The 12950-nt window shown below is 71.8% G+C and carries 9 protein-coding genes; 2 read left to right on the forward strand and 7 right to left on the reverse strand.

What is annotated here, in order from left to right:
- Positions 1-6: 6 nt before the first annotated feature.
- The 7 genes from LGR69_RS00635 to LGR69_RS00665 are packed head-to-tail and all read right to left on the reverse strand — an operon-like array spanning position 7 to position 10341.
- A complete protein-coding gene (locus LGR69_RS00635; protein WP_230364877.1) occupies positions 7-1023 on the reverse strand; it encodes an ABC transporter permease in 1017 nt (338 codons plus the stop codon).
- A complete protein-coding gene (locus LGR69_RS00640) occupies positions 1020-3140 on the reverse strand; it encodes an ABC transporter substrate-binding protein (RefSeq protein WP_370881343.1) in 2121 nt (706 codons plus the stop codon). The genes LGR69_RS00635 and LGR69_RS00640 overlap by 4 nt, the downstream gene beginning before the upstream one ends.
- Positions 3137-4012, reverse strand: a complete 876-nt coding sequence (locus tag LGR69_RS00645; RefSeq protein ID WP_230364879.1) for a hypothetical protein — start codon at positions 4010-4012, stop codon at positions 3137-3139. The genes LGR69_RS00640 and LGR69_RS00645 overlap by 4 nt, the downstream gene beginning before the upstream one ends.
- A complete protein-coding gene (locus tag LGR69_RS00650) occupies positions 4012-5853 on the reverse strand; it encodes an ABC transporter ATP-binding protein (protein ID WP_230364880.1) in 1842 nt (613 codons plus the stop codon). Before LGR69_RS00650 ends, LGR69_RS00645 begins: the two co-directional genes overlap by 1 nt.
- Positions 5850-7823, reverse strand: coding sequence for a glycosyltransferase (locus LGR69_RS00655; protein ID WP_230364881.1), 1974 nt, complete (start codon positions 7821-7823; stop codon positions 5850-5852). Before LGR69_RS00655 ends, LGR69_RS00650 begins: the two co-directional genes overlap by 4 nt.
- Positions 7811-9097: a glycosyltransferase gene (locus LGR69_RS00660; RefSeq protein ID WP_230365205.1), complete on the reverse strand. Its 1287-nt coding sequence runs from the start codon at positions 9095-9097 to the stop codon at positions 7811-7813. The genes LGR69_RS00655 and LGR69_RS00660 overlap by 13 nt, the downstream gene beginning before the upstream one ends.
- A gap of 5 nt (positions 9098-9102) precedes the next feature.
- The gene (locus tag LGR69_RS00665) at positions 9103-10341 is read right to left on the reverse strand and encodes a glycosyltransferase family protein (protein WP_307354611.1); all 1239 of its coding nucleotides are present in this window, start codon (positions 10339-10341) and stop codon (positions 9103-9105) included.
- A 143-nt stretch (positions 10342-10484) separates the two neighbouring features.
- Between LGR69_RS00665 and LGR69_RS00670 the strand changes: the two genes are divergently transcribed.
- Together LGR69_RS00670 and LGR69_RS00675 are read left to right on the forward strand one after the other, a co-directional pair.
- Positions 10485-11750 (forward strand): glycosyltransferase family 87 protein, encoded by a 1266-nt coding sequence (locus LGR69_RS00670; RefSeq protein WP_230364883.1) that lies wholly within the window; start codon positions 10485-10487, stop codon positions 11748-11750.
- 459 nt (positions 11751-12209) lie between these two features.
- On the forward strand, positions 12210-12950 hold the full coding sequence (locus tag LGR69_RS00675; protein ID WP_230364884.1) for a hypothetical protein: 741 nt from the start codon (positions 12210-12212) through the stop codon (positions 12948-12950).

A 12950-nucleotide genomic window follows, 5' to 3' on the forward strand; every position in this document is an offset into this window, starting at 1 on the left:
GTCCCGTCACCGCGCGCCCATGCGGATGCGCGGATCGAGCCAGACCAGGATCAGGTCGGAGATCAGCATGCCGACCAGCGTGAGGCCCGCGACGAACATCAGGATGAACCCGGCCATGAACTGATCCTGGCTGCGCAGGGCCTCGAGCAGCAGCGGGCCGACCGTCGGCAGGCTGAGCACGAGCGAGACCAGAACCGAGCCCGAGACGAGGTGCGGCAGCAGGTTGCCGATATCCGCCACGAACGGGTTCAACGACATCCGGAACGGGTATTTCAGCAGTGCCCGCATCGGCGGCAGGCCCTTGGCCCGGGCGGTGACCGTGTAGGGCTTTGCCAGCTCGTCGAGGAGGTTGGCCCGCATCCGCCGGATCATGGCGGCGGTGCCGCCGAGCCCGATCACCAGGGTCGGCACCACGAGATGCGCCAGGAGCGAGCGGATCTTGGTCCAGTCCCAGGGCTGGTTGGTGAGCGCCGAATCGTAGAGGCCCCCGATCGACAGGCCGAACCAGCGATTGGCGTAGAACAGCAGGATCAGCGCCAGCAGGAAGCCGGGCACGGCGAGGCCGACATAGCCCAGCAGGGTCACCACCGCGTCCCCGAATGTGTGCCGGTGGGTCGCCGAATAGATCGCCGCCGGGATCGCCACCACGTGGACGAAGACCACGGCCGTGAGGTTGATCAGCAGGGTCAGCCACAGGGCGTCGCCGACCACGTCGGCCACGGGCTTGTCGTACTCGAAGGACCAGCCCCAATCGCCCTGGAGGAGCCCCGAGAACCCGACCGGGCCGGGCATCAGGCCGATCCACATCAGGTATTGCTGCCAGACCGGCCGGTCGAGGCCGTATTGGCGGATGAGCAGCTCGGCCTTCGCCACCGAGCCCGCCTCGCCGCTGGCGCGCAGCTCCATGATCCGGTTGGTCAGGTAGTCGCCCGGCGGCAGCTTGATGATGAAGAACACCAAGGCCGAGATGACGAGCAGCGTCAGCGCCATCGTGACGACGCGCCGGAGGATCTGGACGATCACCGGACCTCCGCGCGCGTGTCGGCAGCCTTGTCCCAGAACACCTCGTCGAGGCGCTGCACGCCGATCAACGCCGTGGGATCCCAGGAATACAGGGCGCGCTTGGGGAGGTTGACGAGGCGGTCGGCTCCGACCACCGGCTGGAGCGCGCCCGCCACCGTGCCGATCACCCAGGTGTTCTGCGCATGGTTCATCAGCATCTCGCGCCAGATCGCCGCCTGTTTCTCCGCATCGTCGGTGTCGCGCCATTGACGGTCGAGGTCGAGCAGGCGCTGGACCTCCGGGATGTCGCAGCGTTCGCCGGACTTGCCCCGGCTCTCCACGTTGGCGCTCCAGAGCGGCCAGGTGTAGTGCTCGGGCTGGGCCGGGCTCAGCTCGGTTGGCGGCATGATCGCGGTCGGCACCGCGAGGTCGAGGCCTTGCGCGGCGACCATCACGGTCATGCCACCCACCGAGCGGCGGTGCAGGTTGGTCCGCTCCTGCGGCTTGGTCACCAGGCGGATGCCGATCTCGCGCCAGAACTCGGTGATCAGGAGCAGGGCGTCGAGCACCATCTCGGCCTCGCCGTCGCTGTCGACCACCAGCTCCATGGCGCGACCGTCGCGCATCAGGCGGATGCCGGAGCCGTCGCGGCCGGTCAGGCCGATCTCGTCCAGCAGATGCGAGGCCCTGGCCGGATCGTAGCCGGCATTGAGCGTGCGCAGCTCCGGCGCGTAGAGCGGGCTGTCGGACACGATCGTGTCGTTGCCCTCGGTGCCCAGGCCGAAGAGCAGCGTGTTGTTGAGCGTGCGCCGGTCGATGGCGAGCGATAGGGCGTGGCGGTAGCGCACGTCCCGGTTCAGCGCCCGCCAGCCGGAATCCTGCGTGGTCAGGTTCGGGTAGAGGGCGATCTCGGAGCCGCGGGCCACGGGCCACAGGTTGGTGCGGTACTGGTGGGCCTTCTCGCCCTCCTTGAGGCTCGGGATGTCGGGCATCGACAGGCCGCGGAACATCAGGTCGGCCTCGCCGGCATTGGTCTTGGCGACCAGCAGCCCCTGCGAGGCGACATCCATCACGATCGTGTCGACATAGGGCAGCTGCGTGCCGGCGGTGTCGACCCGGTGGTAGCTGCGGTTGCGCTCGAACCGGAACCGCGTCGCCGGCGAGCGGGTGCGCGGCACCCAGCCCTGCAGGGTCGGGCAATCCGGGTTGTTCAACTCGTAATTGTCGTCGAGCCGGTTGTGCAGGGCCGCCCAGCCGCGCAGCTTCAACGCCTTGGCCTTGGCGTCCGCCGCCTCCTTGCCGAGATAGCGGGCGTGGACGGTCTTCAGGTAATGCGCCGGCCGGTAGATCAGCGGATCGCGCGGCGCGGCCAGCGCCGGCAGGAACATCGGGTTCGGCCGGTCCCAGCTGTAGCGGATCGTCACCGGGTCGAGGAAGTCGACCTGAGGCGGCTTGCCGTCCACCAGAAAGAAGGCCGGCGGCCCCTCGGGGCTCAGCGCCTTCTCGTTGGCGACGTCCTCCCAGTAGTAGCGGAAATCCTCGCTCGTGAACGGGTGCCCGTCCGACCAGCGGTGGCCCTGGCGCAGCGTGAAGGTGAAGCGCCCGCCCTCGACATCGACCCGCTCGAGCAGGTCCGGCCGCAGCTGCAGGTCGGCATCGTAGCCGACCAGCCGCGTATAGCCGTAGACCGAGAGGTAGCGGACATCCCGGGCCTTCGCGATCAGCGTCCGGATCGTCCCGCCGGCGGTGCCGGTGCGGCGGCCCCGGGCGGCGAGGTCGATCACGAACGGTTTTTCGGGCGGGGCGGGGGCGTCCGCGGGCGGCGTGTCGGCGCGGGCATGGCGCGGGCGGGAGAGCAGCGCGGCGGCGCCGAGGCCGGCGATCAGGGCGCGGCGGGAGATGCCGGTTTCCCGCCCCACATCGGGATCGCAATTCGGGTGAAGCTGACCGCGACGGGCTCCCTCTCCCGTGCGGGAGAGGGTTGGGGTGAGGGACCAGGGTCTTCCGGAAAAGTTGTACCCCTCACCCTGTCCCTCTCCCGCACGGGAGAGGGGACCCGCGCCTCGTTCGCCGAGGTTTTCGGGCGATCCCGGCCTCAGAAACGAAGGCAAGTCGCCACGGGTCTCGAAATCGCTCACGACCCGCCCCCCGCCGGATGCAGCGCTACATAGGTCAGCCGTGCCGGCGAATACCCGGTGGCCCGGTGGAGATCGTCGAAGGCGTGGGCGCGGGCGATCAGCCCGGCGGCCTGACGCACCAGCGCGTCGTTGGCCGGCTGCTCGAAGTGGCGGCCGTTGCGGGTCCAGCGGATCGGCTCCGGGCTGTGCGCGGGGCCGGTGATCATCGCGATGGTCGGATGCGCCGGGCCGCCATGGGCGTGGATCCGGTGGCCGGCGGCGTCGTCGTCGAACAGCAGCCGGGTCAGGCCGCGGGCATGGGCCTCCACGACCCGGCGCCCCTGCGCGACGTGGTCGTCGAAGAACGCCACCGTTCGGGCCGGATCGATCCCGGACCAGTCGGCCGTGGACCAGTCGGCGGTGCTGTAGCGGGCCTGGGGATCGCGGTAGTGCAGGCCGGACAGGTCCGGATCGTGGCAGAAGATTTGTGCCGAGGGTCGCGCCATGCGGATCACCCAGGTGGTGAGCCCGCGGAACACACCGGATTCGATCACAAAATCCGGCTTCAGCGCCCGCATCGCCACGTAGAGCTGCAGCGCGCCGTTGAAGCCGCTGCCGCCCCGTCGCTGCCGGACCGGGGCGGTGGGGATCAGATCCCAGAAGGCCCGGACGCTGTCGAGGAGATCGCCATCCGGCACGATGCCGGACGCAGCGAAGTCGCGCTCCAGGATCGCGGCGGCGGATTCCAGCAGCGTGGCGACCTCCCGCGGCGAGGTCGGGCGGTGGCTCCAGTCGGGCGCGGCCGGCACGAGGTCGTAGCCGAGGCGGTCGAACAGGGGCGACAGCACCTTGCGGCGCAGGCGTTCCAGCATCACGGGGGGGCGCGGCTGCATCAGGCGGCCTCCGCGTCCTGCGCGGCGGAGAACCGGACCCGGTGGCCCGGCTCGATCGCCCGCATGGCGCCGGCCTCGTCGGGGCCGAGCCGGTAGGGCGCCGCCCAGCGGGTCGGATCGTTCTGGTCGCCGGTGATCGCGGCGAAATCGAGCGGATGGTCGAGGCTCGGATCCGGCACGGCGGCGAGCAGCGCGCGCGTGTAGGGATGGACCGGGCGGCGGAACAGGGCGGCGCGGGGCGCCTCCTCGACGATCCGGCCCCGGCACATCACGCTGATCGTATCCGCCATGTAGTCGATCACTGCCAGGTTGTGGGAGACGATCAGGTAGGACAGGCCGAGGGCCGCTTGCAAATCCTTGAGCAGGTTCAGGATCTGCGCCTGGACCGAGACGTCCAGCGCCGAGACCGGCTCGTCGAGCACCAGCAGCCGCGGCCGTGGCGCCAGGGCCCGGGCGATGCCGATCCGCTGGCGCTGGCCGCCCGAGAAGGCGTGCGGGTAGCGGCCCAGCCCGCTGGCCTCCAGCCCGACCATCGCCATCAGTTCCCGGCAGCGGGCGCGCCGCTCGGCCGCCGGCACGCCGTGGATCTCCATGGGCTCGGACAGGATCTGGCGCACGGTCATGCGCGGATCGAGCGACGCGTAAGGGTCCTGGAACACGAACTGGACGGTGCGCCGGTAGGCGAACAGAGCGTCGCCCGAGAGCCCGTGGACGTCCCGCGGGCCCCTGCCGTCGTCGAACAGGATCCGGCCGGAATCGGGCTCTAGCGCCCGCATCACCATCTTCGAGACCGTGGTCTTGCCCGAGCCGGATTCCCCGACGAGGCCGAGCGTTTCCCCGGCCGCGAGGCTCAGGGACACGTCGGAGACGGCCTGGACGATCCGCGGCTTCTGCCAGAAGCGGCCGGACCGGAGCGTGTAGCTCTTGCTGACGCCCTCGACCCGCAGCAGCGGCCCGGCGGGCTTCGCCTGGGGCTGGACCGGCGGGATCTCGGCCCGGGCCGGGCGGATCGGCGTCAGGCGCTCGCCCGGCGCCATGTCGAACCGCGGCACCGCGTGCAGCAGCGCCCGGAGATAGGCGTGGCCCGGCGCGCGCATCACCGTATCGCGGGGCCCGGCCTCGACCAGCCGGCCCCGGTAGAGCACGGCGACGTCGTGGGCGATGTTGGCGACGACGCCCAGATCGTGAGTGATCAGCAGGATCGCCATGCCGGTCTCGTCCTGGAGCCGGGCCAGCAGGGCGAGGATCTGCGCCTGGGTGGTCACGTCGAGCGCCGTGGTCGGCTCGTCGGCGACCAGCAGGGCCGGCTTCAAAATCAGCGCCATGGCGATCATGGCGCGCTGGCGCAGGCCGCCGGACAGCTCGAACGGGTAGGTCTTCAGGGCGCGCTTCGGGTCGGGGAACCCGACCCGGGCCAGGGCCTCCTGGGTGCGGGCATCGGCCTCCTTCCGGTCGGCGCCGGTATGGATCCGCAGGGCCTCGCCGATCTGGTCGCCGACCGTGTGGAGCGGCGACAAGCAGGTCATCGGCTCTTGGAAGATCATCGCGATCCGCTGGCCGCGGATCGCCCGCATGGCCGCGCCCTCGGTATCCAGCCGGGCGATGTCGGTCTCGGCAGGGCCGTCGCGGAACAGGATCTGCCCGCGGGTGATCGCGGCTGATTTCGGCAGGATGCCCATGATCGCCTGGGCGGTGACCGACTTGCCCGAGCCGGATTCGCCGACCAGCGCCAGGGTCCGCCCGCGCATCACGTCGAGCGACAACCCGTGCAACGCCTCGAACGGTCCGGTCTCCGTGCGGAACGCGACCGCGAGGTCGCGGATGGACAGGAGGGAACTCAACCATTCCTCACAGCGGATGAGCCGGGAAGAGTAGATGCCGCCGCGCCGGAGTCCACTGCGGCAGCGGAAAATAGAGTTTGCGGATCGACAAGCGTCACGGCCGGATGGGCGACGAGGATCGACAGCAGATCGCCGATGAAGGACCAGATCGCGTCGTCGTGGACGCGGTGGTGGGTCAGCAATCCGATCGGGCGCGCGGGGTCGGACGCGAGGTCGGCGGCGACGTCCCGGAGCAGCACCTCGGCATCGCGGAGCGACCGGGTGCCGCGCCAGTCGATCGGGTCGAGGGTCGCGTCGGCGCGGGCGAGGCCGGGGATCGCCGGCCCGGGCACCGACGACAGGCCGCGATAGCCGAGGCCCGGCAGGGCGGCGGCGAGATCCGGAGCGAGCCGGTTCCAGGGCGGCACGAAGACCGGCAGCAGCGCTGATCCGGGCAGGCGCTCCCGGGCGATCCGCAGGCCCGCGGCGGCATCGTCGCGCAGCGCGTCGAGCGGGCGATGCGGGCCGAACTCCGCCTGTTTCTCGCCCGGTGGGGCGTGGTTGTGGTGGGCCAGGCCGTGGACGGCGATGCGCACGGCTTTTGCGGACGCCAGGCGGGCGCCGAGGGACGGCTCAATCCCGGCCGGGATGGCCGCGAGCAGGATCGGCACGCGATGGGCCTCGGCGAGACCGATCAGCCGGTCGAGGGCCGGGGACGCCGCGACGGCATCGTCGTCCCGCCACCAGAACCGCACGCGCTGGAAGCGGGTGCCGGCTTCGTCGAGGGCGTTGCGGAGGAGGCCGAAAGCGGGATGCGCACGCTCCCGCACGGGAGAGGGCACCCGCGCCCGATCCGGCGGCATGCGGCTCTGCACGAAAAGATCCTCGACGATCGCGACCGTCCGCGCTGCCCCGCCCAGATCGATCCCGTGCGGCGCCGGCGGCGCGGCCTGGAGCTGGGCGTCCACCGCTTGCAGGAGTGATGCCGCGGTCAGCTCCGCCTCCGGAAGCACCCGGGCGAGGCCGCGCCCGGCGAGGCATTCGGCGCGCAGCCGCTGCTCGGTCTCGCCGCCAGCTTCGAACGGCACGAGCACGGCCGGGGTCGCGCTCGCCAGGAGATCGATGGCGGTGTTGTAGCCGCATTGGCTCACCGACAGGGCCGCGCCGGCGAGCAGGGCGCGGTAATCGGGGCGGGCCCGCTCGATCGTGCCGTCCGGCAGGTCGTGGCCGATGGCGGCCAGGTCAGCCTCGGGCACGCCGTGCCCTGCCAGGATCCGCCAGCCGAGCCCCGGCTGGAGCCGGGCCGCCTCCGCTGCGGCCCGCAGCAGGCCGAGCCCCGCCGGCCCGGACCCGGCCGCGACCAGCACGCCGCTTCGCACCGACTTCGGAACGGCCGCCATGCCCTCGTCGACATAGCCGGTGTAGCGGAGCTTTTGCGCGGTTTTGGCGTCGAGGGGCCAGGAGGCGTCCAGCGGCACCAGGGCCGGGTCGCCGTGGACGAGCACGGCATCGTAGAGCTGCGCCACCCGCGCATGCGCCTGCGCGATCCGCTCCGGCTTGGCGGACGCGACCAGGATGTCGCGCACGGAGGCCAGGACCAGCGGGCGTGGCCCGCGTGCCTGCGCCGCCTCGACGAGGGCCAGGAACTCGGTGGCCAGCGCCCGGCGGCCGAACGGGAACAGCTCGGTAATCACGGCGTCGGGGGCGAAATCCGCCAGGGCGTCCAGAAGCAGGGCGCGGCGCTGCGCGAACAGGGCCGCATCGGCCGGGCCACCGTCCGGTCCCAAAGGCCGCGCGAAATCGGTGCCGGCGACATGGAGCGGCGGCAGCTGCACCCAGCGCAGGCCTTCCGCCCGCACCATCGGGGCCGGCCTTCCGCCCGAGACGAGCAGAGCCTCGTGGCCCGCGGCTGCGAAAGCCCGTGCCAGGGCGGCGGCGCGGGTGAGATGGCCGGCTCCGAGGAGATGCGTGACCGCGATCAGGACGCGCACGCGGCCAGCTCCGGTTCCGTGGCCACGACCGGCGGCGGGAGGCCGGCCGAGGCGCGCAAGGCCTCCGCGATCAGCGCGACGGCGGCGGCTTCGGAAAAATCCTCGACCAGGCGCACCCGCGCCGCCGCGCCGAGGCGCAGGCGCAGGGCCGGATCGGCGGCGAGGCGGGCCAGCGCAGCCGCGAGCGCGGCCGGATCGCCCGGGGCGACGAGGATGCCGTGGGTGCCGTCGGTGATGAATTCCGGCGTGCCCGCGAAGGCGGTGGCCAGGATCGGCAGGGCCTGGCTCGCGGCCTCCATCAGCACGTTGGGCAGCCCGTCGCGGTCGCCCCCCGGGGCGGGCTTGGTCGGCAGCACGAACAGGTCGGACGCGCGCATCGCCGCGATCACGGCCGGCTGCGCCAGGGCGCCCCGGAACGTCACGCGTTCGGACAGGCCCCGATCGCGGATCCGGGCTTCGAGGGCGCCGCGGAGCTCGCCGCCGCCGATCAGCTCGAGGCGCCAGTGCAGGCCCGGGGGCAGGGCGGCGAGGGCGTCGATCAGGTCGTCATGGCCCTTCTTGGCGACAAGCCGGCCGACGCAGACGAGCCGCAGCGGCGCGTTCGGATCGGTCCCGTCCCGGGGCTCGCGCGGCGGGGGCGGGGCCGGGAAACGGGCGAGGTCGAGACCGTGATAGGCGAGCCGTGTCCGGCCCGGCGCCAGGGATTCGAGCCGGGCGAGCCCGTCTCGGGTGCAGGTCACCCCCCAGGCCGCGTCGCGCAGCTTCTCGGTGAGCTCCCAGGCGGGCGTGGTCCAGATGTCCTTGGCGTGGGCGGAGAAACTCCAGCGCCGCCGGGTCAGCAGCGCGGCGTAGCGGGCGACGCTGGCTGGCGTGTGCAGGAAATGCACGTGGATATGGGCGACCTCGGCCGGCAGCTCGCGCGCGAGGACCAGCGCCTGACCCAGCCGGCGCAGGCGCGAGGCCGAGGGATCGCGCCAAAGGTCGCGGGCGAACAGGGCGAGCAGCGCCGGCAGGCGCGGCCGCGTCAGCGCGGCGGCGAGGCCGCGCAGCACCCGCAGCGGCGCCTCGTGCAGGTATTCGGGCAGATAGGCGGCCGGCGCCCGGATCGCCGCGTGCATCGGGTGGCGGGCGCGGTCGGTGGGCCGGCGCAGGGACCAGATCTCCAGGGGCAGGCCGCACCGCTCGAGCGCCAGCAGCTCCTGGGCGATGAAGGTCTCGGACAGGCGCGGGTAGCCCTTCAGCACCACCGCGATCCGCTTGCCCGTCACGGGCATGTCCGTCACGAGAAGGCCCGGGCGCGGGCGCCCATCGTCCCCGCGGCGGACAGCGCCCGCACCCGGCGGCCGACCGCGTCGAGCCCGTCGAGCAGGCCCGGCACCAGCACCCGGGACGGCTCGCTCTGGCCTGGCAGGGCGCGGAGCGCCGCCGCCATGCGCTCGGGCGCGCGGCCGTCGGCCTCCAGCAGGACCCGGGCGAGGCCCAGCTGCTCGGCCGCCAGCGCCCGGATCGCCTGCTCCCGGCGCGGCTCGGTGCGCGGCACCAGGATCGCCCGCAGGTCGAAGGACAGGATCTCGCAGAAGGTGTTGTAGCCGCCCATCGCCACGACCCCGGCCGCCTTGCGCATGAGGAACTCGATCTGGCTGTCGAAGGTGATCGCCGCGATCCTGCCGCCCAGCCGGTCGATCCGCGCGGCGAAGCCGTCCCGGGTCGCCCCGTCGAGGAACGGCCCGAAGGCGATCAGGGAGGGCAGGGGAATGCCCGGATCGGTCTCGTAGGCGGCGATCACCCAGTCGATCAGGGCGGCGCCGTCGCCGCCGCCGCCGGGCGTGACCAGCACGAACGGCCCCCGGGCGATGGCCGGCTCCTCACGGCCGGCGGACATCTCCGGCACCTCCCGGCGGAGATAGCCGGTGTAGATCAGCCGCCCGGCGATCCGCGCCGCCATCTCGGGCTCCATCGGCAGGGCCGCGAGGGGCTCGTGAATGCGGCTGAGGCCGTAGACCCAGATCTCGTCGTAGAACCGCGCCATGGTCTCGGCCGCGCCCTTGCGCTCCCATTCGGGCACGAGCCGGTCGGCATCGTCGAGCACGTCGCGCAGGCCGAGCACCAGGCGTGTGCCCCGGGCCGAGGCGGATTCGAGCACCGGCATCAGCTCGCCATGGAAGCCCGCCGGCTCCTTGTCGACCAGGATCAGGTCGGGGGCGAAGCTGGCATCGGTCCGGGCGATGATCGCTGCCCGGCGCTCCACCGTGTGGGCCAGCGGCGTGGTGCCGTCGAGGCTCGCATAATTGCCGTCGGCGAACTTGGTCACCGGCGGCAACCGCACGGTGTAGACCCCGGGCGCGAAAGCGTAGCGGTCGATCACCGGCGAACCGGAGATGATCATCGCCCGCGCGCCGCGGTTGCAGGCCACGATCGCGTTGGCGATCGCCCGCGAGCGGCGCAGATGGCCGAGCCCGAACGTGTCGTGGCTGTAGATCAGGATACGGGGCGCGGGGGAGACCTCGTCCGCTCGCATCGTCATCGCCGCCCCCGTTGACGGCGCGAATGTCGCAGCCGCGCCCCTCTCGCACAAGCCGCGCCGTTGGGCAAACCCCACGTTAACGGCGCCGGAACCGGCCTCGCCTAGGCTGAAACGGCACCGCATCGCCGAAAGCCGCCATGTCCGCGCCCATCCCGATCGAAGCGCCGGCCTCCCGCCCCACCGCGCTCTGGGCGGACCTGAAGGACCTCGCCGGCAGCGATGCCCGGCTGTTCGCCTTCGCCAAGCTGGCCGCCTGGGTGCTGGTGCCGCTGACCCTCGCCGTCGTCGCGGTGGTGTTCGGCACCGGCCCGGAGCCGCGCCGGAACTGGTACGGCGACATGCTCGGCAACGATTTCAGCCAGATCTGGGTGGCCGGTCTGGCGGCGCTAGAAGGGCGCGGCGGCGAGCCCTACGATCTGCCCGTCCATCTCGCGAACCTGAAGGCCGCCTTCGGGCCGGATTGCCGCTTCGCCTGGCACTACCCGCCGGTCTTCCTGATGCCGGCCGCCGCCTTCGCGAGCCTGGAGCCGCAGCCGGCCTTCTGGCTCTGGACCGCCCTGTCGCTCGCGGTCTTCGCCGGGGCGATGCGCTTCGCCGCCGGCCGGGGCGACGCGGCCTGGATCGCGCTCGCCCATCCGCTGGTGTTCTGCAACCTGACCTACGGCCAGAACGGCCTCTTCACCGCCGCGCTCCTGACGTTCGGGGCGCTCCTGGTCGACCGCCGGCCCTGGCTCGCCGGCCTGTGCTTCGGCCTGCTCGCCTACAAGCCGCATTTCGCCGCCCTGGCGCCGCTGCTCCTGCTGATCACCGGCCGGAGAGCCTGCCTGGCCTCCTGCCTCGCGACCGTTCTCGGCCTGTGCGGGGCCTCGCTGGTCCTGTTCGGCACCGCGCCCTGGCTCGGCTTCCTCGGCACGTTGGGCGAGACCAACCGGATCATCCTGGAGAACGCCGCGGCCGGGCTCGAACTCAATGCCAGCGCCTTCGGGGCCGTGCGTTTGCTCGGCGGCCCGATCGCAGCGGCCTGGGCGCTCCAGGCCCTCGTCGCCGCTCTGGCCCTCGCCGTCGCCATCCGCGCCTGGACGCGGCCCGCCGCGCCCGCCCTGCGCGCCGCAGCCCTGCTGACCGCCGCGCCGCTGCTCTCGCCCTACCTGCCGGTCTACGATCTCGTCCCGCTCGTCCCGGCGACGCTGCTGCTGGTGCTTACGGCCCAAAGCGCCGGCGGCCTGCGCCGCCATGAGCGCGCGCTTCTGCTGGCGACACCCCTGTTCGCGCTCCTGCGCGAGGGCGCCGGCCTCACGGGTTTCCCGCTCGGGCTGATGCTGGGCCTCGCCACCCTGGCCTGCATCGTCGACCGGATCCAACCCCTGGGGTTTTGTCGCCGGCGGCAATCGATCCCGGCGTGAGGCTGCGTTCGAGAGAACGCCCCGGCCATTCTGCGCCGCCGCAGCTGAGCCCGGACCCGAAGGGGCCGCCAGAGGCGGCAATCCGGAAACGCCGTCGGTGGACGAGCCTATCGCGTCGGGGGTTCTGGATCACGGGCGCCACTGCGCGGATCCGGGGATAGCAGGGCGTGCCCGTATCGGTCTTGCCTTCGCTTCCAGACAAAGCGTTGGCCTCCCGCGACCGGGAGCGATGAAGGGTCCGACCTGTTTTGCCCGTAGCAAGCACGGTGAAGCGGTGAGGGGCGCTTTGCTTGACACCGACGCCACGTCATGGCCGGATGTCAGCCAGTTTACGGGGCCAGATCGGCGTACATCCGTTTCAATTGCAAATTTTATCTTAGATTACTCATTGAATACGGACGCAAAATAATCGCGGCGCCGGCATATTTTTAGTCCAAGCATCATCGACGGGGAATCGGCATGTTCTCGGCATTCGTGAAATACGTCGGCAGATCCTATCATTCCCACGCGGAGGCGACGAGATCGGCGGCCGCGTCGATCTCGGATCGGTCCGGCCGGGCGACATCCACGGGGTCGGCCGCCACCGCGGATGCGGACAAGAAGTCGTTCTCCCAGGTGGCGGTCGACACCCGGAAGTTCCTGGATGCCGCCTACCAGAAGCTCGGAAAGGTCGCCGATGCCGGCACCTCCGACCAGGAATGGCACGGCGCCATCCGGATCCAGACGCTGGACCGCCGGGCGCTCTACGCCATCACCACCAATCACGGCGGCCTGTTCTCGGCGACCGAGGTCAAGGCGGCCAAGGCCGAGGTGGCGTCGATCGAGGCGCGCGCGTCCCGGGCCGCCAACCCGCGCGGCACCGATGCGGCGGGGGCGGCCAAGGCGACGATCACCGTGCTGGACGGCGCCGGCCCGGAGGAGAAAGCCTCCCTGGACTGGGCACAGAAACGTGCCGCCGCGCAGGTCCAGTATCAGGGCCTCGCCAAGGAGCGGCACCAGGGACGGGCGGCCGTGAGCGCCGAGACCGACAATCCCGTCGTCAACCACTTCGTCAAAGCCTACGGCGAGGCCGAGAAGGCGAAGCGCTACGCCCAGGACGGCGCATCGATCCGTGTCGAGGACATGCCGTCCTGGTCCAAGGGCGTCTCCCTGTGGAATAGCCTCCACGAGCCGCAGGCGAAGGTTCTGGGTCACCTGTGA

It is taken from the genome of Methylobacterium brachiatum, assembly GCF_020523825.1.
In the GTDB taxonomy this organism is placed as follows: Bacteria; Pseudomonadota; Alphaproteobacteria; order Rhizobiales; family Beijerinckiaceae; genus Methylobacterium; species Methylobacterium brachiatum.